Origin of the sequence: Pseudomonas sp. NPDC098747 (genome assembly GCF_044760045.1) — a bacterium.
In the GTDB taxonomy this organism is placed as follows: Bacteria; Pseudomonadota; Gammaproteobacteria; order Pseudomonadales; family Pseudomonadaceae; genus Aquipseudomonas.
In genome coordinates this window covers 1-23,391 of record NZ_JBIWAL010000053.1, presented here as the reverse complement: position 1 = coordinate 23,391, position 23,391 = coordinate 1, and the positions used below count along the sequence as shown (strand labels likewise).

The window sequence follows — 23,391 nt, the reverse complement described above, 5'->3', positions numbered from 1 at the left end:
GAATGAGAACCTTAGCCGCAAAATCTCCGGGCATCCTGCGTGAAAGTAGCAAAACCGGCAAATTTGAATAGCGTGGTGCGTCACAAGTCGGACAGAGCAGCACAAATCGCTGAGCCTGTTAAAATGCCGGCCCATTTCGTTAACGACTCCCGAATTTTCGTATGTCCCGACTCAATCCCCGGCAGCAGGAAGCCGTGAGCTACGTCGGCGGCCCTCTTTTGGTGCTCGCCGGCGCTGGCTCCGGCAAGACCAGTGTGATCACGCGCAAAATCGCGCACCTGATCCAGAATTGCGGCATCCGCGCCCAGTACATCGTCGCCATGACCTTTACCAACAAGGCTGCGCGCGAGATGAAGGAGCGGGTCGGCACCCTGCTCAAGGGTGGCGAGGGCCGTGGCCTGACCGTGTGTACATTCCACAACCTGGGCCTGAACATCATCCGCAAGGAACACGTGCGGCTGGGCTACAAACCGGGTTTCTCGATTTTCGACGAGACCGACGTCAAGTCCCTCATGACTGACATCATGCAGAAGGAATACGCGGGCGACGACGGCGTCGACGAGATCAAGAACATGATCGGCTCGTGGAAAAACGACCTGATCCTGCCGGCCGAAGCGCTGGAAAACGCGCGCAATCCCAAGGAGCAGACCGCCGCCATCGTCTACACCCACTATCAGCGCACGCTCAAAGCGTTCAACGCGGTGGACTTCGACGACCTGATTCTGCTGCCGGTGAAGCTGTTTCAAGACAATCCCGACATCCTCGAAAAGTGGCAGAACAAAGTCCGCTACCTGCTGGTGGACGAATATCAGGACACCAACGCCAGCCAGTATCTGCTGGTGAAACTGCTGATCGGCACGCGCAATCAGTTCACCGTGGTAGGCGACGACGACCAGTCGATCTACGCCTGGCGCGGCGCGCGGCCGGAAAACCTGATGCTGCTCAAGGACGATTACCCTTCGCTGAAAGTGGTGATGCTCGAGCAGAACTACCGCTCCACCAGCCGCATCCTGCGCTGCGCGAACGTGCTGATCTCCAACAACCCGCACGAATTCGAGAAACAGCTGTGGAGTGAGATGGGGCACGGCGACGAGATCCGCGTGATCCGCTGCCGCAACGAGGACGCCGAAGCCGAGCGCGTGGCCATGGAAATCCTCAGCCTGCACTTGCGCACCGACCGACCGTACAGCGATTTCGCCATTCTTTATCGCGGTAACTATCAGGCCAAGCTGATCGAGCTGAAACTGCAGCACCACCAGGTGCCGTATCGCCTGAGCGGCGGCAACAGCTTCTTCGGCCGCCAGGAAGTGAAGGACCTGATGGCCTACTTCCGCCTGATCGTGAACCCGGACGACGACAACGCCTTCCTGCGGGTGATCAACGTGCCGCGCCGCGAAATCGGCTCGACCACCCTGGAAAAGCTCGGCAACTACGCTACCGAACGCAAAATCTCGATGTACGCCGCCACCGATGAAATCGGCCTTGGCGAACACCTGGACAGTCGCTTCACCGATCGTCTGTCGCGCTTCAAGCGCTTCATGGACAAAGTGCGCGAGCAGTGCGCCGGCGAAGACCCGATCTCGGCCCTGCGCAGCATGGTCATGGACATCGACTACGAGAACTGGCTGCGTACCAACAGCTCCAGCGACAAGGCAGCGGACTACCGGATGAGCAACGTCTGGTTCCTGATCGAGGCGTTGAAAAACACCCTCGAGAAGGACGAAGAAGGCGAAATGACCGTCGAGGACGCCATCGGCAAACTGGTCCTGCGCGACATGCTGGAACGTCAGCAGGAAGAAGAGGACGGCGCCGAAGGCGTGCAGATGATGACCCTGCATGCCTCCAAAGGCCTGGAATTCCCCTACGTGTTCATCATGGGCATGGAAGAGGAAATCCTCCCGCACCGCTCCAGCATCGAAGCCGACACCATCGAAGAAGAACGCCGCCTGGCTTACGTGGGCATCACCCGCGCCCGCCAGACCTTGGCCTTCACCTTCGCCGCCAAGCGCAAACAGTACGGCGAGATCATCGACTGCGCGCCGAGTCGCTTCCTCGATGAGCTGCCACCGGACGATCTGGCGTGGGAAGGCAACGACGACACACCGACCGAAGTCAAAGCCGTGCGTGGCAACAGCGCATTGGCCGATATACGCGCGATGTTAAAGCGCTAGAATTGACCACTTTTTTTGATTAAGGCGCGCATGCGCTGAACGAGGAACGCTTCATGGAAGCACTGCACAAGAAAATTCGCGAAGAAGGCATCGTGCTTTCCGATCAGGTTCTGAAAGTCGATGCCTTTCTGAACCACCAGATAGACCCGGCCCTGATGAAGCTGATCGGCGACGAGTTCGCCTCGCTGTTCAAGGACTCGGGCATCACCAAGATCGTCACCATCGAAGCTTCGGGCATTGCCCCGGCGATCATGACCGGTCTGAACCTCGGCGTGCCGGTGATCTTCGCCCGCAAGCAACAGTCCCTGACCCTGACTGAAAACCTGCTGTCGGCGACCGTTTACTCGTTCACCAAGAAGACCGAAAGCACCGTGGCCATCTCCCCGCGTCATCTGACCAGCAGCGACCGCGTGCTGATCATCGACGACTTCCTGGCCAACGGTAAGGCGTCCCAGGCGCTGATCTCGATCATCAAACAGGCAGGCGCCACCGTCGCCGGTCTGGGCATCGTCATCGAGAAATCGTTCCAGGGCGGCCGTGCCGAACTGGATTCGCAGGGCTATCGCGTTGAGTCGCTGGCCCGCGTGCAATCGCTGAAGGATGGCGTTGTTACCTTCATCGAATAACAGCTGAAAGCCGCAAGCACACCCCAATACCTGTGGGAGCTGGCTTGCCAGCGATAAGGCCCTGTCAGCCAACATTGATGTTGGCTGAAACACCGCCATCGCTGGCAAGCCAGCTCCCACAGTGGTTTCTGGTTGGGCAGTTACTGCGCGGTGGCTTTAAGGCCCGTGAGCAGCAAGCGTTGAAATAGATCTTCTTTCAAGCCTTCCGGGTTCGCGAGCTGCATCCGCTCCAGATGCTCCGGATACAGCGAAGCCTGGGGCGCATCCAGCGCTGCCTTGCCCAGTTCCAGAATCTCGGTCAGCTTGAATTTGCTCTTCAGCCAGTTCAGCGCTCGCAGCAAATCCCGCTCGATCGCGGTGAAATCACAGCCCAGCGGATACTCCGGAAACAGATTCGGATGACGTGCGGCAATTGCCTGCAAGCGCTCTGGCATGTTGTCAGCAAAGCGCGGATCAATACGGAAATCATTCGGCAGTTTGCCGACCTTTTGTGCCTGTTCGATCAACCCAGGCTGGAAGCGCGAGTCGCTGATATTCAGCAGCGCTTCGATCACTGCCGCGTCGGTTTTGCCGCGCAGATCGGCGATGCCGTATTCGGTGACCACGATGTCGCGCAGATGCCGAGGGATGGTGCAGTGGCCGTACTCCCAGACAATGTTCGAATTGACCTCGCCGCCGGACTCACGCCAGCTGCGCAGAATCAGCATCGACCGCGCACCTTGCAGGGCATGGCCCTGGGCGACGAAGTTGTACTGTCCGCCAACGCCGCTGAGCACCCGCCCGTCTTCCAGTTGATCGGCCACACCGGCACCTAGCAACGTCATGCTGAACACCGTGTTGATGAATCGCGCATCGATGCGTTGCAGTCGCTTTAGCTCTTCCTGTCCGTACAACTCGTTGATGTAGCTGATGCGGGTCATGTTGAATTCGAGCCGCTTACTCTGCGGCAACTCACTCAGGCGCTCGTAGAAACTGCGGGGCCCGAGGAAGAAACCGCCGTGCACCGAGATGCCGTCAGTCTGCGCCGCTTCGTCGAGGGTGCCTGCGTTGGCCTGCTCCTGCGTCTGCACGTCGGGGTAGACCTTGCGCCGGATAATCCCCGCATCCGCCAGCACCAGCAGACCGTTGACGAACATTTCACTGCAACCGTACAGGCCTTTGGCGAACGGCGCAGTGCCGCCCTCGCACTCGATCAATTGCGCCCACTGGCTGAGGTTTACATCAGCGAGCAAGGCCTGATAACCGGCGTTATCCGCCTGGCGCGCCAACAGTGCAGCGGTCAGCGCATCACCCATCGAGCCGATGCCGATCTGCAACGTGCCGCCGTCGCGCACCAACGCACTGGCATGCAGGCCGATGAAGTGATCCTGAAAACCGACGGGCATGTTCGGCGTGGAAAACAGCGTGCTGCTGTCCTTCTCGTCGATCAGCAAATCGAAGGTGTCGATATCGACCTCGGCGTCGCCGGGCATGTATGGCAGCTCGGTATGAACCTGGCCGACCAGAAGAATTGTCTCCCCGGCTTCGCGGCGCTTGGCGATCATCGGTAACAGGTCGAGGGTGATGTCCGGGTTGCAGCTCAGGCTCAAGCGATCCGGGTGTTCGCTGCTGCTGGCGAGCAATTGTGCCACCAGGTTCAGGCCGGCGGCGTTGATGTCGCGGGCGGCGTGGCTGTAATTGCTGCTGACGTAATCCTGCTGGGCGGGCGCGCTGTGGAGCAGGCTGCCGGGCTGCATGAAGAACTGCTGGATGCGGATGTTCGCGGGCAGGCTGTCGCGGTGCAGGTCGGCGAGGAAATCGAACTCCGGGTAGTCACCGAATACGCGCTCGACAAAGGGCTCGATAAAGCGCTTCTGCAAACCGTCGCCCAGACTCGGACGACCCAGGCACAGCGCCGTATAGATCGTCAGTTGCCGATCGGGCAGTCCTTTGACGCGCCGGTACAACGCGTTGACGAAGTGATTGGGTTTGCCCAGCCCCAGCGGCAAGCCCATGTGGATATGCGCCGGCAACCGCGCCAGCACGTCGTCCACTGCCTGTTCGATCGAACACAACTGCACCATCTGAAGCCTCCCGCCCGTTCCGTGAATAGGGGTAGACCGAGCTTGCCTTGAGTTTGCTGCAATGAACAGCGTGGGATTGGATCTGTGTTTTTTTCCGGATGTGGTTACAGCTTCAGACCGCCACCCTCACCCTAGCCCTCTCCCAGAGGTAGAGGGGACTGATTGGGGGATGTTGTGAAGATACGCCGACCTGAAAATGCTGTACCGAATCCATAATCGACGTGAAAGAGGTTGTGCCAAATCCATAATCGACGGGATATTTCAGGTCGATGTATGACGCAAGACACCTCGGTCGGCCCCCTCTCCCTCCGGGAGAGGGCTGGGGTGAGGGGCTCTGGATTGCAGGCACAAAAAAACCGTCCGAAGACGGTTTTTTTATCAGAAGAGCGCCTTACTTCAGGCCTGACATCTTCTCGATCGCGCCTTTCAGATCGGCATCCGAGCAATCGGCACAGGTGCCTTTGGGCGGCATGGCGTTGATGCCGGTGATGGCTTTGGCCAGGATGCCGTCGACGCCGCCTTGCTTATCGGCGCGCTCTTTCCACGCTGCCGTATCACCAATTTTCGGCGCGCCCAACAGGCCAGTGCTGTGGCAAGCATTGCAATGTTTGGCAATGATTGAGTCTGGCGTCTTGGCATCACCGCCGCCGGCAGTCGCCACCACTTCCATCCCTTTGCATTCCTGACCTTGCACGCACACCTGGCCGACGGGCTCGAGGCGTTTGGCAATGTCGTCATTCGTCGCAGCTTGAGCGCTGACAGCCCAGAGGGCCAGTACGGTTGCTGGTGCAGCCAGCATTTTCATAATTAGGTTCACGCGTTCACCCTCCGGGGTGGGTATTCACGCCTGCGGCCACGGTTCGCAGGCGGGCGCAAGTATAGCGGTTAGCCCGCCACACTGAAACAACCCCATAGTCGAAGGGGTTATACCGCGCTGTGGAAAAACTGTTCGGATGCCTTCGCCTTTATGGCTTGGCGCCTCTTTGTTTAAAAATTTGCCGGCGTGGCTGCGCTGATTAGTCGCGCAGGCAAGTCGAACGGATTACGAAAACGATGCGGCTTGGTACTTTCAAAGTAGTAGCTGTCGCCGGCTTCGAGAATAAAAGTTTCAAGACCCACCACCAGTTCCAGACGACCCTCCACCAGAATCCCGGTTTCCTCGCCCTCGTGGGTGAGCATTTCTTCGCCGGTGTCGGCGCCCGGCGGGTAGATTTCGTTGAGGAACGCGATGGCCCGGCTCGGGTGCGCGCGGCCGACCAGCTTCATGGTCACGGCGCCGTCGGAAATGTCGATCAGCTCGTTGGCCTTGTAAACGATCTGGGTCGGTATTTCCTGCAGGATCTCTTCGGAAAAGAACTCGACCATGGACATGGGAATCCCGCCCAGAACCTTCCTCAGCGAACTGATCGAAGGGCTGACGCTATTCTTTTCGATCATCGAAATGGTGCTGTTGGTGACGCCCGCGCGCTTGGCGAGTTCACGCTGGGAAAGCCCTTTGAGCTTGCGGATCGATTGCAGTCGTTCACCGACGTCCAAGGCTTAAGCCTCCTGATGTTGTAGAAATATTGAGCGTTATCATGGCGACAGCGTTCAGTATTTACAACACGCGGGCTCCGTAGCGGCCTCAACCCTCGGAATAGAGCCTTGGCACTCGACGCAGGTTGCAGAAGATCTGATAAGGAATGGTGTCGGCGCACTGCGCCACTTCGCTGGCAAGGATGTTTTTGCCCCACAGCTCGACGGTCGAACCCAATCCGGCTTCTGGCACATCGGTGAGGTCGATGCAGAGCATGTCCATCGATACTCGGCCAATGATGCGGCTGCGTTTGCCCGCGACTAAAACCGGCGTGCCGGTTGGCGCCTGACGCGGGTAGCCATCGGCGTAACCCATGGCGACCACGCCGATACGCATCGGTTTATCGGTGATGAATTTGGCGCCATAGCCAACAGGCTCGCCGGCCGGCAATTCACGCACGCTGATGACTTTCGATTCGAGGGTCATCACCGGCAGCAGACGCCCGGCCACGGTGTGGGATTCTTCAAACGGCGTGGCACCGTAGAGCATGATCCCCGGGCGCACCCAATCGCTGTGGATCTGCGGCCAACCGAGCACCGCTGGCGAGTTGCGCAGGCTGACCTCAGCCGCCAGGCCCTGACGCGCCGCTTCGAACACGGCGACCTGAGCGGCGCTGCTCTGCTCGTGCAGTTCGTCGGCGCGGGCGAAGTGGCTCATCAGCACAATCTTCGCCACTTTGCCGCTGGCCAGCAGGCGTTGATAAGCCGTCGGGTAGTCCTTGGGATGCAGGCCAACGCGGTGCATGCCCGAATCAAGCTTTAGCCACACGGTGATCGGCTTGCTCAAGTTGGCTTGTTCGATTGCTTCGAGCTGCCACAGCGAATGCACCACACACCAGAAATCATGCTCGACAATCAGCGCCAGCTCATCGGCTTCGAAAAAACCTTCAAGCAGCAACACCGGGGCACGAATGCCGGCGGCGCGTAGCTCCAGAGCCTCTTCGATACACGCCACCGCAAAACCATCCGCCTCGCCTTCCAGCGCTTGGGCGCAACGCACCGCGCCGTGGCCGTAAGCATCCGCCTTGATCACCGCGAGCGCCTTGGCGCTAGTGACTTCGCGGGCAATTCGGTAGTTGTGACGCAGGGCTTGAAGGTCGATCAGGGCACGGGCAGGACGCATGGCGGCAGACTTCTAGGCGGTCATGGGAATAAAAACCGGCGCCTGCTGACAGCGTGAACCGCCGACAGCGCCGGGAGAGGGATCTTTACATCGCGCTTACGGCAGCGCGGCAACCACCGACATTTCCACTAGAATGCTCGACTTGGCCATCTTCGCTTCGACGGTGGCACGGGCCGGGGCGGCGCCTTTGGGCAACCACTGGTCCCACACCGAGTTCATGCCGGCAAAGTGCGCCTCGATGTCGTTTAGGTAAATCGTCACCGACAGCAGATGCTGCTTATCGGTGCCGGCCAGATCCAGCAAGCGCTCGATATTGCCGAGCACATCGCGGGTCTGCTGTTCAATCCCTACATCGAAATCGTCACCGACTTGCCCGGCCAGATACACGGTGCCGTTATGGCTGACGATCTGACTCATGCGCTCATTGGTGAGCTGGCGCTGGATTGCCATGTTTTGCGGACTCCTGGGTCGTGTTGCCATAACGGGAAATATCGAGGCCTTCGGCGCTGATCTGCGGCTTTTTCTTCGCCATCAGGTCGGCCAGCAAACGGCCGGAACCGCAAGCCATGGTCCAGCCGAGCGTGCCGTGACCGGTGTTGAGGAACAGATTCTTGAACGGCGTGGCACCGACGATCGGCGTACCGTCCGGCGTGGTCGGACGCAGGCCGGTCCAGAAGCTCGCCTCGGCCAGATTGCCGCCCTGAGGATAAAGGTCGTTGACGATCATCTCCAGGGTTTCGCGCCGACGCGGGTTAAGCGACAGGTCAAAACCGGCGATCTCGGCCATGCCGCCCACGCGGATGCGGTTGTCGAAGCGGGTGATCGCGACCTTGTAGGTCTCGTCGAGAATGGTCGAAGTCGGGGCCATCGCCGGGTTGGTGATCGGCACGGTCAGCGAGTAACCCTTGAGCGGGTAGACCGGCGCCTTGATGCCCAGCGGCTTGAGCAATTGCGGCGAGTAGCTACCCAGCGCCAATACGTAGCGATCAGCGGTTTCCAGCTTGCCGTCGATCCACACGCCGTTGATGCGATCACCGGCGAAATCGAGGCGCTGGATGTTTTGGCCGAAACGGAATTCAACACCCAGTTGCACCGCCATTTCGGCGAGACGCGTGGTGAAGATCTGGCAGTCGCCGGTCTGGTCGTTCGGCAGGCGCAGGGCACCGGCGAGAATATCGGTAACGCCCGCCAGAGCCGGCTCGACGCGGGCAATGCCGGCGCGATCAAGGACCTCAAACGGCACGCCAGATTCCTTCAGTACGGCGATGTCTTTGGCGGCGTTATCCAGTTGCGCCTGAGTGCGGAACAACTGCGTCGTGCCGAGGCTGCGGCCTTCGTAGGCGATGCCGGTTTCAGCACGCAGCTCGTCGAGGCAGTCGCGGCTGTACTCGGACAGACGCACCATGCGCTCCTTATTCACCGCGTAACGATTGGCGGTGCAGTTGCGCAGCATCTGCGCCATCCACAAGTACTGGTCAATGTCGGCGGTGGCCTTGATGGCCAGTGGCGCGTGGCGTTGCAGCAGCCACTTGATGGCCTTGAGCGGTACGCCCGGCGCAGCCCACGGCGAGGCATAGCCCGGCGACACTTGGCCGGCGTTGGCGAAACTGGTCTCCATGGCGGCGGCTGGCTGCCGGTCGACCACCACCACTTCAAACCCGGCACGGGCCAGATAGTAAGCACTGGCGGTACCGATGACGCCGCTACCCAAGACCATTACGCGCATTTTTGTATCCCTCATCGCGGCGTGCCGCGTACGTCTGTTGTTAGAGCAATGATGCGCGCAGTGTAAAAAAGATTTGCCAGTGCTTTTCACTGTATAAGCGCCTATATTTGGCGACAATTCTCGGCAAAAACCCTTTTCACGGAGGCGCATCCCCTATGCGTACCAACACTCAGACCAAACGTGAGCTGGACAAGATCGACCGCAACATCTTGCGGATCCTGCAGGCTGACGGGCGGATTTCCTTTACCGAACTAGGGGAAAAGGTCGGCCTCTCCACCACGCCATGCACCGAGCGGGTGCGGCGACTGGAGCGCGAAGGGATCATCATGGGCTACAACGCCCGCCTCAATCCACAGCACCTGAAGGGTAGTCTGCTGGTGTTCGTCGAGATCAGCCTCGACTACAAATCCGGCGACACTTTCGAAGAGTTCCGACGCGCGGTGCTGAAGTTGCCCCACGTACTGGAGTGTCACTTGGTGTCAGGGGATTTCGACTATCTGGTGAAGGCGCGGATTTCCGAGATGGCTTCGTACCGCAAGTTGCTGGGCGACATCCTGCTCAAACTGCCGCATGTGCGCGAGTCGAAGAGCTATATCGTTATGGAAGAGGTGAAGGAGAGCTTGAGCCTGCCGATTCCGGATTGATGTTTGTGTTGCCAGATCCGGCCTCTTCGCGAGCAAGCTCGCTCCCACAGGGGAATACATTCCAAATGTGGGAGCGAGCTTGCTCGCGATGGCGTCAACTCGGTTCAGAGTGAACCCGCTAAACCAACACCTGCCGATTCTCCGCCATGTACTCGAAAATCTGCTTTTCAACGCGCGGATGAATCAACTCCAACGGCCCCCGCCCATTCGGGCACGGCAACGTCTTCGTCGTACCAAACAACCGGCAAATCAGCGGCCGTTCGCCATACACCGTGCAGCCATTCGGCCCCAGGTGCACGCAGTTCAGCTCTTCCATCGCCGCATCCTGCTCGGCGCGGGTCTTGCGCGGCAGGCGCGCCATCTCTTCGGGCGAGGTGGTCACCGGCCCGCAGCAGTCGTGGCAGCCCGGCACGCAGTCGAACGAGGGGATCTGCTGACGCAGGGCGCGGATTTTCTCGCTGTTGCAGCTCATCGAAACGGTGACCAACGTGGAATAGGCGGCAATTGTGCCGCAAAAGCCGTGATCCAGACAGCAACGCCCGACCAGTGTTGCCCGGCCTCGCGCCTGCGGCTTATGCTCCGTCAAATTTTCTCGACACCCCGCTCAGGATGACGCCCATGACTGCCCGCGCCCAAACCACCGCGAGCCAACCTCACGCTGCCTCTTACTACGCCGCCAGCAGTCTGCCGCAACCGGACCATCCGCTGCTCCAGGGTGAGGTAATTGCGGACGTGTGCGTGGTCGGCGGTGGTTTCTCAGGGCTGAATACCGCGCTGGAACTGGCCGAACGCGGCCTCAGCGTCGTATTGCTGGAAGCGCACAAGATCGGTTGGGGCGCCAGCGGTCGCAATGGCGGGCAGCTGATTCGCGGGGTTGGCCATGGGCTTGATCAGTTCGCCAACGTGATCGGTACCGACGGCGTGCGGCAGATGAAACTGATGGGGCTGGAGGCGGTGGAAATTGTCCGTCAGCGCGTCGAGCGTTTTCAGATTGCCTGCGACTTGACCTGGGGCTACTGCGACCTCGCCAACAAGCCGTCGGACCTCGAAGGCTTTGCCGAAGATGCCGAGGAGTTGCGCAGCCTCGGTTATCGCCACGAAACCCGTCTGCTGCAAGCCAGTGAGATGGGCAACGTGGTCGGTTCCAAACGCTACATCGGCGGTTTGATCGACATGGGTTCCGGCCATCTGCACCCGCTGAATCTGGCGCTGGGCGAAGCCGCAGCCGCGCAGCAACTGGGCGTCAGACTGTTCGAGCAGTCGGCCGTCACGCGCATTGATTACGGCCCGCAAGTGCGCGTGCATACCGCCCAAGGTTCAGTGCGCGCGAAAACCCTGGTGCTGGGCTGCAACGCCTATCTGAACAACCTCAATCCGCAGCTCAGCGGCAAAGTGCTGCCCGCCGGCAGCTACATCATCGCCACCGAGCCGTTGAGCGAACAACTGGCTCAGCAATTGCTGCCGCAGAACATGGCGGTTTGCGACCAGCGAGTGGCGCTGGATTACTACCGGCTCTCAGCGGATCGCCGCTTGTTGTTCGGGGGTGCCTGCCATTATTCGGGACGCGATCCAAAGGACATCGGCGCGTACATGCAGCCGAAGATGCTTGAAGTGTTTCCGCAATTGGCCGGGGTGAAAATCGATTATCAGTGGGGCGGGATGATCGGCATCGGCGCCAACCGTCTGCCGCAGATCGGTCGGCTCGCGGATCAACCGAATGTGTATTACGCCCAGGCGTATTCCGGGCATGGCGTGAATGCCACGCACCTGGCGGGCAAGTTGCTGGCCGAAGCGATCAGCGGGCAGCACAGCGGCGGGTTTGATCTGTTCGCCAAGGTGCCACACATCACCTTCCCCGGCGGCAAGCATTTGCGCTCGCCGCTGTTAGCGTTGGGGATGTTGTGGCATCGCCTTAAAGAGTTGGTCTGATGGACTTTCAGCGTCCCTGACGACGTCTTCGCGAGCAAGCTCGCTCCCACAGTTGACCGAGGTCTGTATGCCAAATACGGTCGAATGTGGGAGCGAGCTTGCTCGCGAATCTAAAGATCACTGCTGATTTCAGATCCGCCAGAACGGCTTCAACCCCTCCTCCAGCGCTTGCTCACGCGACAGCCCGACATCCTTGAGCTGATCGGTTGTCATGCCCAGCAACGCCTTGCGCGTGTGCAGACGATGCCACAACAGACCCCAGCGACTCAGGCCGGACGGCGCGTTGCGCATGGCCGCATTCCACGCACTGTCCTCCTGCCCTGCCTCCAGTTCCTGACTGTGTAACGTCAGCCGCACATCGCTCAAGCCGTTCATTTTTGTCGCTCCTGTTTACTTGGGTAGCCAGAGATTCCATGATGCGCGGGTCGGCAAAAGCATTACAGATTCAACCTGTCTGTATTACTTCCATACAGATTTGCTGTATCTGCCACTGAATTGTCGATTTACGCCGCATCTGTACTGGTTTTTCGAATCACCTGCATCGAGGCAGTGCCATGACGCTTTATGTGAACCTTGCCGAACTGCTCGGCACACGCATCGAACAAGGCTTCTATCGTCCTGGCGATCGGCTGCCGTCGGTGCGCGCCTTGAGCGTAGAACATGGCGTCAGCCTCAGCACGGTGCAGCAGGCTTATCGCATGCTTGAAGACGGTGGGCTGGCCACGCCGAAACCCAAATCCGGCTACTTCGTGCCGGTCGGGCGCGATCTGCCGGAGCTGCCCGCCATCGGCCGACCGGCGCAACGCCCGGTGGAGATCTCTCAGTGGGATCAGGTGCTGGAGCTGATTCGCGCGGTGCCGCGCAAGGACGTGGTGCAACTTGGTCGCGGCATGCCCGACATCAGCTCACCGACCATGAAGCCGCTGCTGCGCGGACTGGCACGGATCAGCCGGCGCCAGGACATGCCCGGCCTGTATTACGACAACATTCACGGCACGCTTGAACTGCGCGAACAGATCGCCCGGCTGATGCTTGATTCCGGCTGCCAGTTGAGCGCCAGCGACCTCGTCGTCACCACCGGTTGCCACGAAGCGCTGTCCACCAGCATCCGTGCGATCTGCGAGCCCGGCGACATCGTCGCGGTGGATTCGCCAAGCTTCCACGGCGCCATGCAGACGCTCAAAGGGCTTGGCATGAAAGCCCTGGAAATCCCCACCGACCCGCTCACTGGTATCAGTCTCGAAGCGTTGGAACTGGCGCTGGAGCAGTGGCCGATCAAGGTCATCCAGCTCACCCCCAACTGCAACAACCCGCTCGGCTACATCATGCCGGAGTCGCGCAAACGCGCCCTGCTCAACCTGGCACAGCGCTTCGACGTGGCGATCATCGAGGACGATGTGTATGGCGAACTGGCCTACACCTATCCGCGCCCACGCACGATCAAATCCTTCGATGAAGACGGCCGCGTGTTGCTTTGCAGTTCGTTTTCCAAAACGTTGGCACCGGGGCTGCGCATTGGCTGGGTCGCGCCGGGCCGATACCTGGAACGGGTGCTGCACATGAAATACATCAGTACTGGATCGACCGCGCCGCAACCGCAAATCGCCATTGCCGAATTTCTCAAATCCGGCCACTTCGAACCGCATTTGCGGCGGATGCGCACTCAATACCAACGCAATCGCGACATGATGATCGACTGGGTGACGCGCTATTTCCCCGCGGGCACTCGCGCCAGCCGCCCGCAGGGCAGTTTCATGTTGTGGGTCGAACTGCCGGAAGGTTTCGACACGCTGAAACTGAATCGTGCGCTACTCGATGAGGGCGTACAGATTGCCGTTGGCAGCATCTTTTCCGCCTCGGGCAAGTACCGCAATTGCCTGCGGATGAACTACGCGGCCAAACCAACGCCGCAAATTGAAGAGGCGGTGCGCAAAGTTGGCGCGGCGGCGATCCGGCTACTGGCCCTCGGCTGATTGGCAGACAGCGTCGACCGTTGCATACAGCTTATCGGGGTCGCGACTACCCGGCGCATCGACCTCGACCTGGCAGGCTTGACCGCTGCCGGAGTCGATCCGCAACCGCACCAGGACTGGCGCATCGATCAGGTACACCAGCCCGGCATCCACCACATTGGTCAGGTAGTTGCCCTGGGCATCCTGCACCGATGCACCTTTACGGACGGGTAAACCGTCAGGCGTACGCACCTGCAGCATCAGACGGCGCACGGTGTCTACGGGAAAGTCCAGGCGCGGCACGGCGCCACGTCCGGCTTCGACTTCCTGATAACCATTGAGTACATCCACATTGCGCGGCAGGCTGCGGGTGTCGATTTCGACTCGATTGGTGCGCCACGCCGACAAACTGGAAGCCACTGCCCGCCCCGCGCCATCGGTCCAGACCGGACCTTGCGGCGTGCTCAGCTGGATACCGGCATCATCACCTGCCTTGACCAGCGCAAAGGTCTCGCGCACCGGATAAGGCGATAGCGTCACGCCCGCTTCGTGCAGCACCAGACCACCGCGCAGCCCGGCGTCATAACGGCTCGAGCCGACGCTGTTACGCGAGTAGCCAAGGTCGACGCTGGTGTAACGCGGCAATGCACTGAGCCGGGCATTGAAGTCGGTTTGCCCGTTCTGTGTACGCTCCATGCCCATGCTGTAATCCATCGTGTCGCTCAATTGTTCGGCGTAACGCACGCCTGTGCGCGAGCCCCGGTGCTCATCGTGGCGGGCGAATGTGCTCAGTCTGCGTTTGCTTCCCAGCGGAAGACTAACGGTCAGGTAGACGCTGTCACCTCGCCCCCCCATGGCGGAGCTGCTGCTTTCGCGCTGAACACTGAGCGATAAGTTGGCCCTGGAAAAAGTTTGCGACCATGTCGCCCCCATCCGCGAATGTTGCGTGCTGCCCTGCCCCGCATACGTCGACCAGAAACCGGAAAAGGCGCCCCAGTCACGACTCGAATGATTGATTCCAGCGCCCCATTGTCGCTCGGCTTGCTGGTCCAACTCTTCCCGTCCCACCTGCGCCAAGGTACGAAAACCCCCACTGCGCCGGCTCATATTGAGACTGGCTGACAGGCCGTAGCCCAAAGGCATCCCGAGCGCCGCTTGCGTCCTCCGGCCCTGACCCGAATTCACGGTCACGGAATTAAGCTGCTGCACGCTGACCACCGCCCCCATGCCCACAGCCTGCGTTAATTCCCACCCTGCGGAACGATAGTCGCCGGCACCCATGATCCCGGCGCTGAAGCCAGTCGCCGAGCCCAACAACCAGTCTTTGTTGGCCGCCACGAAGGTCGGCGCTTCGCGGTCATCATTGCGCATTCGCCGGACCTTTCCTGCCGCGAGCCCATATCCGGGTTTCGCCGGCAGGGTCGGGGCTCTCAAAGAGGCTGCCGGAACGAGAAATACGTGGCGCTCACCACTTTCGGCCACAACCGTAACTTCCAGATCCAGATGGCGACTCAACAGTGGCAAATTGCGCAGTGCAAACGGCCCGCCCGGTACTACGGTGGAATAGACCACCACGCCGCTCTGCCGGACTTCGATCCGCGCGGGCGAAGGTGCATGACCTTCCACGACCGAGCCGCTGCCGGCATCTTCTGGCACGGCCCCGGCCAAGGCCGAGTCCGGCAAGATTTGAATACCCGTGAACGGCTCGCCCGCGAACAACGATGAACGCAAGTTGAGCTGCCCGACTTGCACCTGCGCCGCATACGCCTCCCATGTGCGAGAAGCCTGGGTATAGAGGACATCGAAACGCTCGGTATCCGCAAATGAGGTGTAGTTCTGCCGACTGCGCACCACCCAATCGGCAGCGTTGAAACCCAACTCGGTGCCAAGGTTCAGATATTGGGTCGAATGGCCAAGACTGGAGTCGCTCACCACCAGCGCGTCGTAGTTGAACAACCCGGCCCTGCCGCCCGACTGCCAGGCGCGCGCAGCAGACTTGGGTTCAAGCAGCAAACCAGTCGGCACCAGCAGCATCACCCTTTGCGAACCGGGATCAAGCCGTACTTGCACGTCGGGGAGATGATCCTCGACGTGAGCACAGCTACCATTCTCGGCGTTGTCAGGCAGGCCGGAAGGCACTGCAATGGACGCCTGATCCAGTAACCGGATATCGAGACACAAATGCCCGTCGCCATTAAACGTCGCCAAAATCGAACCCAAAGCCCTGCCGTTGACCTCAAGCGCCACTCGACTGCGTCCGGCCGTGAAACGGGGTTCAACGCCGAAAAACCGGGCGGTGGCAGGGTCGATACCGCGTGCCTCCAGTACCGCTGGGTCGAACTCGGTATACGTCTGGGCCGAGGCGGCTGAAGGCATCAAGAGGACCGGCGCCAGCCACCAGGGGACAGCGCAAAACACACGCTGGATCTGCGCGCTGCGTTTCATTTTTGAACGATCAACGGCGCGTCGAAGCTGTCGACGGCAAAACCGTAAGTTGTCGCCGGAAATAACCGTACGTGACTGGCCAATGTCGACGGTGTGTCGAGCATCAGCACTTCGCCCGGCAGAATGTAAGTGCGTTGCAGATCGAGCGTGACGCCACCGGGAATCAGGTTCACCGCTTTGGACAGCCTGACCACATACGGACTCGGGTTACTCACGCGAACTTGCTGGCCGGCAACGCTCCAGACCAAGCGCTTCCAGGGCGTACGGTCGATAGCCAGATCGGCTGGCCGGACAATCACCGGGATGTTCTGACGCACGGTCAGATACACCTGAGCGCCGTTTCCCTCTTGCCGTGGGCTGATCCCTTCGAATACCACGCGTTGCAGTCGCTCGGTTTTCAGCGGTTCGACATCCCGCAAAATGAACCGCACTTGCTGACTTTTGCCTGGCTCCACCCGCGCCACCGGCGGATTGAGCAATAGCAGCGGCTCCGTATCCTCGGGAATATGCTCGATGGTGCTGTAGAGCAATGCCGGCTGGTCGTCGGAGTTGCGGACATTCAGGGTCGCTTCCCCCGACGCTTGATCGACCACCACAACCGGCGTTTCCGGAACCATGCCAGCGGCATGGCTACTGACGCTCATAAATGACAGGCACACGGCTACGAAGGCGGCAGGCACCTGGAAAGAAAAAAGGGGATGCATGAAATTCTCCAGCGGGCATCGGCCGAATCCGCCAGGCGATTTCGGTCGATACCTTGATGCGAAAAAACGCGCGCTAACGCTATTCAGCCCCTGCGAGGCGCATCACGCGATCCGCATGGGTTCGTCAGGTGTTCAACTCAGAGGTAGAACACGTCGAACGTCACCGAACCATCTAGCTGGAACTGATCGGTGGTCGGCGGCAGAGCAGCGGTCGGGCGAATTGCTGCCGCGACTTGCATCGGGAACATGTGCAGCCGAGCAGCAGCAGGACCCGCGGCAGCACTTGGCCCCCACGAGTAAGAGACGGGTGCATTGGACACCAGGCCGCTGACAGGTAGACGCCATGCCCGGTTTTGCGGGGTACGCACCAGGAACGCTTGTGGTGTGCCATCGGCCAGTGGCTGGCCGGTCAACAGAGCAAAACCACCGATGCCTACACCCTGCGTGTTGCCTAGACCGTAATAGAGCGCGTCAGAGGTCCGGCCATTGAACGTCAAGCCTGACACTTTGGTCGCGGCACGGTTGTCGGTCACCGAGATTTCAACCGCCGCCGGTGCATCGCACGCAACCTTGAGAGTGACGTCTCGAGGGGGCAGATAGTTTTGCTCAGTTGCACTCAAACTGGCGGAAAAAATACGCCCCAGATTGACGTTGCTGCCACCGGCAAATGCCGGAATGCAAGAAGTCGGAATCACCGTACCGGAGACCGTCAGGTCGACGTTGCCGGCCTGAGCGGCAAAGGGTGACAGTGCCAATAGCAGGGCACTGGCTGTATAGAATTTTTTCATCGTTATTTACCTGTTGATGGTTGGGTACATAAACAGGTCGTGTCAGGACGTTGCGCAGTCCTGAGCGGCCGTTATGCCCGCACATCATTCCCGGTTCAGAAAGGCTTTTCTGTAGGTTCCAGGCACCTGGTAGGTATGGCGTTTTCGACGCACTTCGTAGTCCATTTCAGCGCGCTTCGACAGATGCTGATTCAAAGTCCAGAGTGAATTTAATCCAACCGAAGAATGTCCTACGCCCGTGCCATACTTCGACCTTCGACCCGCCACGAGTGATCCGCCTTGAGATCCAGAACGGTCCTACTTTTCCCTGTACTTCTCGTGCTCCTGCTCAGCAGTTGCGCGAGCCTGAATGTACCGCGCGAGCCGAGCCAGGCGCTGTCAGCGTCCGACTCTGCTTTCGGCCGGTCGATTCAGGCTCAGGCGGCGCCGCATGGAGGGCAGTCCGGTTTTCGTCTGCTATCCAATAGCACCGAGGCATTCACCGCCCGTGCCGAACTGATCCGCAATGCGCAAAGCAGCCTCGACTTGCAGTACTACATCGTGCATGACGGCGTCAGCACACGGATGCTGGTGGAAGAACTGTTGAAAGCTGCCGACCGTGGCGTGCGCGTACGAGTTCTGCTCGACGACACCACCAGCGACGGTCTCGACCAGATCATCGCGACACTGGCCGCGCACCCGCAGATCCACATACGGCTGTTCAATCCGCTGCACTTGGGACGCAGCACCGGCATCACCCGCGCGGCCGGGCGACTGTTCAACCTGTCGCTGCAACATCGGCGGATGCACAACAAACTGTGGCTGGCAGATAACAGCGTGGCCATTGTCGGCGGACGCAATCTGGGCGACGAGTATTTCGATGCCGAGCCGAATCTGAACTTCACCGACATCGACATGCTCAGCGTGGGGCCGGTGGCCGAGCAGCTCGGACACAGTTTCGATCAGTACTGGAACAGCGCGCTGAGCAAACCGATCGAAGAATTTCTTTCCAGCAAACCGACGGCCACGGACCTGCAGAACACCCGTACGCGCCTGGAGGAATCGCTGGAAGAAAGCCGCAGGCAGAATCACGCGCTGTATCAACAGTTGATGAAGTTCAAAACCGACCCGCGCCTGGACATCTGGCGCAAAGAGCTGATCTGGGCCTGGAACCAGGCGCTGTGGGATGCGCCGAGCAAGGTGTTGGCCAAAGGCGAGCCGGACCCGCAATTGCTGCTGACCACGCAACTGGCGCCAGAGCTTACGGATGTCAGCAAAGAGCTGATCTTGATCTCGGCCTACTTCGTGCCGGGCCAGCCGGGGCTGGTGTATCTGACCGGGCGTGCCGATGCCGGAGTTTCGGTGAGCATGCTGACCAACTCGCTGGAGGCCACGGATGTGCCAGCCGTGCATGGCGGTTATGCGCCTTATCGTAAGGCACTGCTGGAGCATGGAGTGAAACTGTTCGAACTGCGACGCCAGCCCGGAGACGGTGGCGGCAGCGGCCCGCACGTGTTTTACAGCAAGTCGTTTCGCGGCTCGGACTCCAGCCTGCACAGCAAGGCGATCATCTTCGACCGGCGGAAATCGTTTATCGGCTCGTTCAATTTCGACCCTCGTTCGGTGCTGTGGAACACCGAGGTCGGGGTGTTGGTCGACAGTCCCGAACTGGCTGAACACGTCCGCGAACTGGCACTGCAAGGCATGGCGCCGGCGCTCAGCTACGAAGCGAAATTGCAGGATGGAAATATCGTCTGGGTGACCGAGGACAACGACCAGATGCACACACTGACAAAGGAACCGGGGAGCTGGTGGCGACAGTTCAATGCGTGGTTCAGTACCACGGTCGGCTTGGAACGGATGCTGTAGTCGAGTTAAAAACCAATTCGTGGCAAGGGAGCAAGCTCCCTTGCCACGGGTAATTACACACGTTCAGGCAGGCTCGGCCACTGTGCCAAATGCCCCCTGACGCATGAGCAGAATCACCAGCCCGAACGCCCCAGCCGCCATCAACCACGGCAACGCATGACCGCTGACCCACTGACTTCCCGCCCCCGCCGCCAACGGCCCGATCAGACAGCCAACGCCCCAAAGCTGCGCGATATGCGCATTGGCTCGCACCAGCGCATCGTCGCGATAACGCTCACCGATGAGGATCAGCGACAAGGTGAACAAGCCACCGGCACTGGCACCAAATAACACCCACAGCGGCCAGATCAGCAAGGTGTCGATCAGCATCGGAATCGCCAGGCTCGAGAGCATCAACACCACCGCGCACCCGGCGAACAACGTGCGCCGCGACAGGTAATCGGCCAACGCGCCAATCGGCAATTGCAGCAGCGCATCCCCGACCACCACGGTGCTAACCATGGCCAGGGCGATTTCGGTGGTAAAACCCTGTTGCAGGCAATACACCGGCAGCAACGTCAGAATCATCGCCTCGAACGCGGCAAACAACGACACCGCCCAGGCAATTGCCGGTAGCTCGCGGGCAAAGCCCCACAGGTCGCGGAAAGTCACGCTGCTTGCGTCACTGCTCGGCGCACCGCTGCGACCCAGCAACAGCAAGGGCGAGACGATCAGTAGCGCGACACCGACCCAAAAGCCGTAATCATCTTCAGTGCCGAGCGCGCCCAGCAGCAAGGGGCCAGACAGTTGGCTCAACGCATAAGTGCTGCCGTACAGCGCCACCAATCGCCCGCGCCAGTTCTCGACAACCAACTGATTGATCCAGCTCTCACCGAGGATAAACACGATGGTCAGGATCACGCCGATCATCAGGCGCAGCACCAACCAGATCGGATAACTCGGTAACAATGCCAATAGGCCAATGGACAGCGCCCCGGCCCACAGGCACAGACGCATCAGGTTCGCCGTGCCGAAACGCGCCGCCAGATGACTGGAGATTTTCGCGCCCAACAACACGCCAATGGCCGGCATCGCCGCCATTACGCCGATGGCGAAGGCGCCGTAACCCCAACCTTCCAGGCGCAACGACACCAACGGCATGCTGACCCCCAGGGCCAGGCCGACACTCAAGACAGACGCCAACACGGCGAAATACGTCGCCCACCGCATGTTCCACGCTCCTGTGGATATTCTTATGTGCACCACAAAACCAATGTGGGAGCGAGCCCCTGTGGCGAGGGGATTTATCCCCGTTGAGTCGCGCAGCAGCCCCAAAACCTGCAACCACGATGTACTAGGTACACCGCGTGCAATGGTTTTGCGACTGCTTCGCAGCCGAACGGGGATAAATCCCCTCACCACAGAGACTCACTCCCACAGGGGATCTCTGTCTCATCCGGGAGCCCGAGTTAGCGGGCTCCCTTACCGCATTACAACTTGATCCACGTCGCCTTCAGCTCGGTGTACTTATCAAACGCATGCAGCGACTTGTCGCGGCCGTTGCCCGACTGCTTGAAGCCGCCGAACGGTGCGGTCATGTCGCCGCCATCGTATTGGTTGACCCACACGCTACCGGCGCGCAGCGCTTTAGCGGTCAGGTGAGCTTTGGAGATGTCCTGCGTCCACACCGCAGCAGCCAGGCCATAAGGCGTGTCGTTGGCAATCTGGATGGCTTCTTCAGCGGTGTCGAAAGCGATGACCGACAGCACCGGGCCGAAGATCTCTTCCTGAGCGATCTTCATCGCGTTGCTCACGCCGTCGAAAATCGTCGGCTCGACGTAAGTACCACCGGTTTCCTGAAGGATGCGCTTACCGCCAGCCACCAGTTTGGCGCCATCGGTATGACCGGACTCGATGTAGGACAGCACGGTGTTCATTTGCTGGGTATCGACCAGCGCGCCGACGTTGGTTGCCGGATCCAGCGGGTTGCCCGGCTTCCAGGCTTTCAGCGCATCGATCACCATCGGCAGGAATTTGTCCTTGATCGAACGCTCGACAAGCAGACGCGAACCGGCGGTGCAGACTTCGCCCTGGTTGAAGGCAATGGCGCTGGCGGCGGAATCGGCGGCTGCCTGCAGATCCGGAGCATCGGCAAAGACGATGTTCGGGCTCTTGCCCCCCGCTTCCAGCCACACGCGTTTCATGTTCGATTCGCCGGAATAAATCATCAATTGCTTGGCGATTTTGGTCGAACCGGTGAACACCAGCGTATCCACATCGTTGTGCAGGGCCAGCGCCTTGCCAACGGTGTGGCCGTAGCCCGGCAGCACGTTGAGCACGCCTTTCGGAATGCCGGCCTCAACAGCCAGCGCTGCGATACGGATGGCAGTCAGCGGCGATTTTTCCGACGGCTTGAGGATCACCGAGTTGCCGGTCGACAGCGCCGGACCGAGTTTCCAGCAGGCCATCATCAGCGGGAAGTTCCACGGCACAATAGCGCCGACCACGCCTACTGGCTCGCGAGTCACCAGACCCAGTTGATCGTGCGGAGTGGCTGCGACTTCGTCGTAGATCTTGTCGATCGCCTCACCGCTCCAGCTCAGCGCTTGCGCCGCGCCCGGAACGTCGATGTACAGCGAATCGCTGATCGGCTTGCCCATGTCGAGGGTTTCGAGCAGGGCCAGTTCTTCGGCATGCTGTTTGAGCAGGCCGGCGAAACGGATCATGGTGGCTTTGCGCTTGGTCGGTGCCAGGCGCGACCACACGCCGGAATTGAAGGTAGCGCGAGCGTTTTCCACGGCGCGCTGGGCGTCGGCGGCGTCACAGCTGGCAATTTTGCCCAGCAGACGGCCATCGACCGGGCTGATGCACTCGAAGGTCTCGCCGGAGACGGCATCGGTGTATTCGCCATTGAGGTAGGCGCGGCCTTCGATCTTCAGGTCGCGGGCGCGTTGTTCCCAATCGGCACGAGTCAGGGTGGTCATTAAGGTGTCCTCCTCTTGTTGAATACGAGCGCCGCGCGATCTTCGCCGACGTCCTCAGGAATTCTGCCTGGCCAGCCTGCATTTCGGCCCAAGGCACCCGCCACCCTAAACCAGCGGCCGGGTTTGTTTCAATATATTTGACATAAGGTGGCTATACGGCCTTGCGGTGTTGATTTTAATCAACATAGACTTTGGCCCTTTCCAGCCATCGCGCCGCATTCACGGGGGATAACAACAATGAACATCCAGAACGTCGTCGACATCAGCCTGACCACCAGCGAAGCCGAACGCTATCGCCCGGACCCGGCCAAAGTACTCAAGGGCGATCCCGAGCAAGCAGTGTTCCATCAATACGAAAGCCCTTGCGGGCAGATGGGTGCCGGCGTGTGGGAAGGTGCAGTGGGTCAGTGGACGGTCAACTACACCGAGCATGAATACTGCGAAATCCTTCAGGGTGTTTCGGTGCTGCGTGACAGCGACGGCAATGCCAAGACGTTGCGCGTGGGTGATCGCTTTGTGATTCCGGCAGGGTTTCGCGGGACTTGGGAAGTGCTGGAGGCTTGCCGCAAGATCTATGTGATCTTCGAGCAGAAGGCTTGAGGTTTCGCTGACTGATCTGGCCCCATCGCTGGCAAGCCAGCTCCCACAGGTCTTGTGATGAACATCAATCTTGTGAACACCAACAATTACTGCGTGGGGCTTGCCAGCGATGGGGCCGGGACACGCGATGCAATTCCTGAAGTGTCTAGTCCTGAAATAGGTTTACACCTTTTTCACCCCAACGCCCGATGCACCGCGTCGGGCGTTTTGTATTTTAAGGACAGGTGCGGTCGC

At 60.0% G+C, this 23,391-nt stretch carries 20 protein-coding genes; 7 read left to right on the top strand and 13 right to left on the bottom strand.

Features of this window, described 5'->3' with window-relative positions:
* The first annotated feature begins 161 nt into the window (after window positions 1-161).
* Together rep and ACIQVE_RS23975 are read left to right on the top strand one after the other, a co-directional pair.
* Window positions 162-2,171, top strand: a complete 2,010-nt coding sequence (gene rep, locus ACIQVE_RS23980; RefSeq protein WP_402813066.1) for a DNA helicase Rep — start codon at window positions 162-164, stop codon at window positions 2,169-2,171.
* A gap of 53 nt (window positions 2,172-2,224) precedes the next feature.
* Window positions 2,225-2,797, top strand: a complete 573-nt coding sequence (locus ACIQVE_RS23975; RefSeq protein ID WP_042561733.1) for a xanthine phosphoribosyltransferase — start codon at window positions 2,225-2,227, stop codon at window positions 2,795-2,797.
* A 140-nt stretch (window positions 2,798-2,937) separates the two neighbouring features.
* Here the strand turns inward: ACIQVE_RS23975 and ACIQVE_RS23970 are convergent, their stop codons facing one another.
* The 6 genes from ACIQVE_RS23970 to dadA form a co-directional block, all read right to left on the bottom strand.
* Window positions 2,938-4,860, bottom strand: a complete 1,923-nt coding sequence (locus ACIQVE_RS23970; RefSeq protein WP_402813063.1) for an acetyl-CoA hydrolase/transferase C-terminal domain-containing protein — start codon at window positions 4,858-4,860, stop codon at window positions 2,938-2,940.
* 391 nt (window positions 4,861-5,251) lie between these two features.
* Window positions 5,252-5,677: a c-type cytochrome gene (locus ACIQVE_RS23965; protein WP_402813060.1), complete on the bottom strand. Its 426-nt coding sequence runs from the start codon at window positions 5,675-5,677 to the stop codon at window positions 5,252-5,254.
* Window positions 5,678-5,847: 170 nt separating this feature from the next.
* The gene (locus ACIQVE_RS23960; RefSeq protein ID WP_025112726.1) at window positions 5,848-6,396 is read right to left on the bottom strand and encodes a cupin domain-containing protein; all 549 of its coding nucleotides are present in this window, start codon (window positions 6,394-6,396) and stop codon (window positions 5,848-5,850) included.
* 88 nt (window positions 6,397-6,484) lie between these two features.
* The gene (gene alr / locus ACIQVE_RS23955; RefSeq protein ID WP_402813057.1) at window positions 6,485-7,558 is read right to left on the bottom strand and encodes an alanine racemase; all 1,074 of its coding nucleotides are present in this window, start codon (window positions 7,556-7,558) and stop codon (window positions 6,485-6,487) included.
* Between the two features lie 96 nt (window positions 7,559-7,654).
* Window positions 7,655-8,008, bottom strand: coding sequence for a RidA family protein (locus ACIQVE_RS23950; protein ID WP_402813054.1), 354 nt, complete (start codon window positions 8,006-8,008; stop codon window positions 7,655-7,657).
* Entirely contained in the window at window positions 7,980-9,284 is a 1,305-nt protein-coding gene (gene dadA / locus ACIQVE_RS23945; RefSeq protein WP_402813051.1) for a D-amino acid dehydrogenase, read from the bottom strand. The genes ACIQVE_RS23950 and dadA overlap by 29 nt, the downstream gene beginning before the upstream one ends.
* 155 nt (window positions 9,285-9,439) lie before the next feature.
* Here dadA and ACIQVE_RS23940 point away from each other — a divergent pair, with 155 nt between their 5' ends.
* A complete protein-coding gene (locus tag ACIQVE_RS23940) occupies window positions 9,440-9,928 on the top strand; it encodes an Lrp/AsnC ligand binding domain-containing protein (protein ID WP_003177284.1) in 489 nt (162 codons plus the stop codon).
* 118 nt (window positions 9,929-10,046) lie between these two features.
* Here the strand turns inward: ACIQVE_RS23940 and ACIQVE_RS23935 are convergent, their stop codons facing one another.
* Complete coding sequence (locus ACIQVE_RS23935) at window positions 10,047-10,400, bottom strand: YkgJ family cysteine cluster protein (protein WP_402813098.1); 354 nt, start codon at window positions 10,398-10,400, stop codon at window positions 10,047-10,049.
* A 146-nt stretch (window positions 10,401-10,546) separates the two neighbouring features.
* Here ACIQVE_RS23935 and ACIQVE_RS23930 point away from each other — a divergent pair, with 146 nt between their 5' ends.
* Window positions 10,547-11,857 (top strand): NAD(P)/FAD-dependent oxidoreductase, encoded by a 1,311-nt coding sequence (locus ACIQVE_RS23930; RefSeq protein WP_402813047.1) that lies wholly within the window; start codon window positions 10,547-10,549, stop codon window positions 11,855-11,857.
* Window positions 11,858-11,986: 129 nt separating this feature from the next.
* On the opposite strand, the gene ACIQVE_RS23925 is transcribed toward ACIQVE_RS23930, so the two are convergent.
* Window positions 11,987-12,232 carry a DUF1127 domain-containing protein gene (locus tag ACIQVE_RS23925; RefSeq protein WP_402813044.1) on the bottom strand — a complete coding sequence of 82 codons (246 nt, stop codon included), beginning with the start codon at window positions 12,230-12,232 and terminating at the stop codon, window positions 11,987-11,989.
* Between the two features lie 179 nt (window positions 12,233-12,411).
* Between ACIQVE_RS23925 and ACIQVE_RS23920 the strand changes: the two genes are divergently transcribed.
* Window positions 12,412-13,830, top strand: coding sequence for a PLP-dependent aminotransferase family protein (locus tag ACIQVE_RS23920; RefSeq protein WP_402813041.1), 1,419 nt, complete (start codon window positions 12,412-12,414; stop codon window positions 13,828-13,830).
* Here the strand turns inward: ACIQVE_RS23920 and ACIQVE_RS23915 are convergent.
* The 3 genes from ACIQVE_RS23915 to ACIQVE_RS23905 all read right to left on the bottom strand — a co-directional run bounded on the left by ACIQVE_RS23915 (window position 13,813) and on the right by ACIQVE_RS23905 (window position 17,746).
* Entirely contained in the window at window positions 13,813-16,185 is a 2,373-nt protein-coding gene (locus ACIQVE_RS23915) for a fimbria/pilus outer membrane usher protein (protein ID WP_402813038.1), read from the bottom strand. The two genes, ACIQVE_RS23920 and ACIQVE_RS23915, sit on opposite strands and share 18 nt — an antisense overlap.
* 65 nt (window positions 16,186-16,250) lie before the next feature.
* On the bottom strand, window positions 16,251-16,958 hold the full coding sequence (locus tag ACIQVE_RS23910; RefSeq protein ID WP_402813035.1) for a fimbria/pilus chaperone family protein: 708 nt from the start codon (window positions 16,956-16,958) through the stop codon (window positions 16,251-16,253).
* 137 nt (window positions 16,959-17,095) lie between these two features.
* Complete coding sequence (locus ACIQVE_RS23905) at window positions 17,096-17,746, bottom strand: DUF1120 domain-containing protein (protein ID WP_402813032.1); 651 nt, start codon at window positions 17,744-17,746, stop codon at window positions 17,096-17,098.
* A 279-nt stretch (window positions 17,747-18,025) separates the two neighbouring features.
* On the opposite strand from ACIQVE_RS23905, the gene ACIQVE_RS23900 reads away from it, so the two are divergent.
* Window positions 18,026-19,594: a phospholipase D family protein gene (locus ACIQVE_RS23900; protein ID WP_402813029.1), complete on the top strand. Its 1,569-nt coding sequence runs from the start codon at window positions 18,026-18,028 to the stop codon at window positions 19,592-19,594.
* A gap of 63 nt (window positions 19,595-19,657) precedes the next feature.
* On the opposite strand, the gene ACIQVE_RS23895 is transcribed toward ACIQVE_RS23900, so the two are convergent.
* Window positions 19,658-20,803, bottom strand: a complete 1,146-nt coding sequence (locus tag ACIQVE_RS23895; protein ID WP_402813026.1) for an MFS transporter — start codon at window positions 20,801-20,803, stop codon at window positions 19,658-19,660.
* A 260-nt stretch (window positions 20,804-21,063) separates the two neighbouring features.
* The gene (locus ACIQVE_RS23890; protein ID WP_402813023.1) at window positions 21,064-22,557 is read right to left on the bottom strand and encodes an aldehyde dehydrogenase; all 1,494 of its coding nucleotides are present in this window, start codon (window positions 22,555-22,557) and stop codon (window positions 21,064-21,066) included.
* Between the two features lie 237 nt (window positions 22,558-22,794).
* Between ACIQVE_RS23890 and ACIQVE_RS23885 the strand changes: the two genes are divergently transcribed.
* Window positions 22,795-23,157: a cupin domain-containing protein gene (locus ACIQVE_RS23885; RefSeq protein WP_402813020.1), complete on the top strand. Its 363-nt coding sequence runs from the start codon at window positions 22,795-22,797 to the stop codon at window positions 23,155-23,157.
* Window positions 23,158-23,391: the final 234 nt, after the last annotated feature.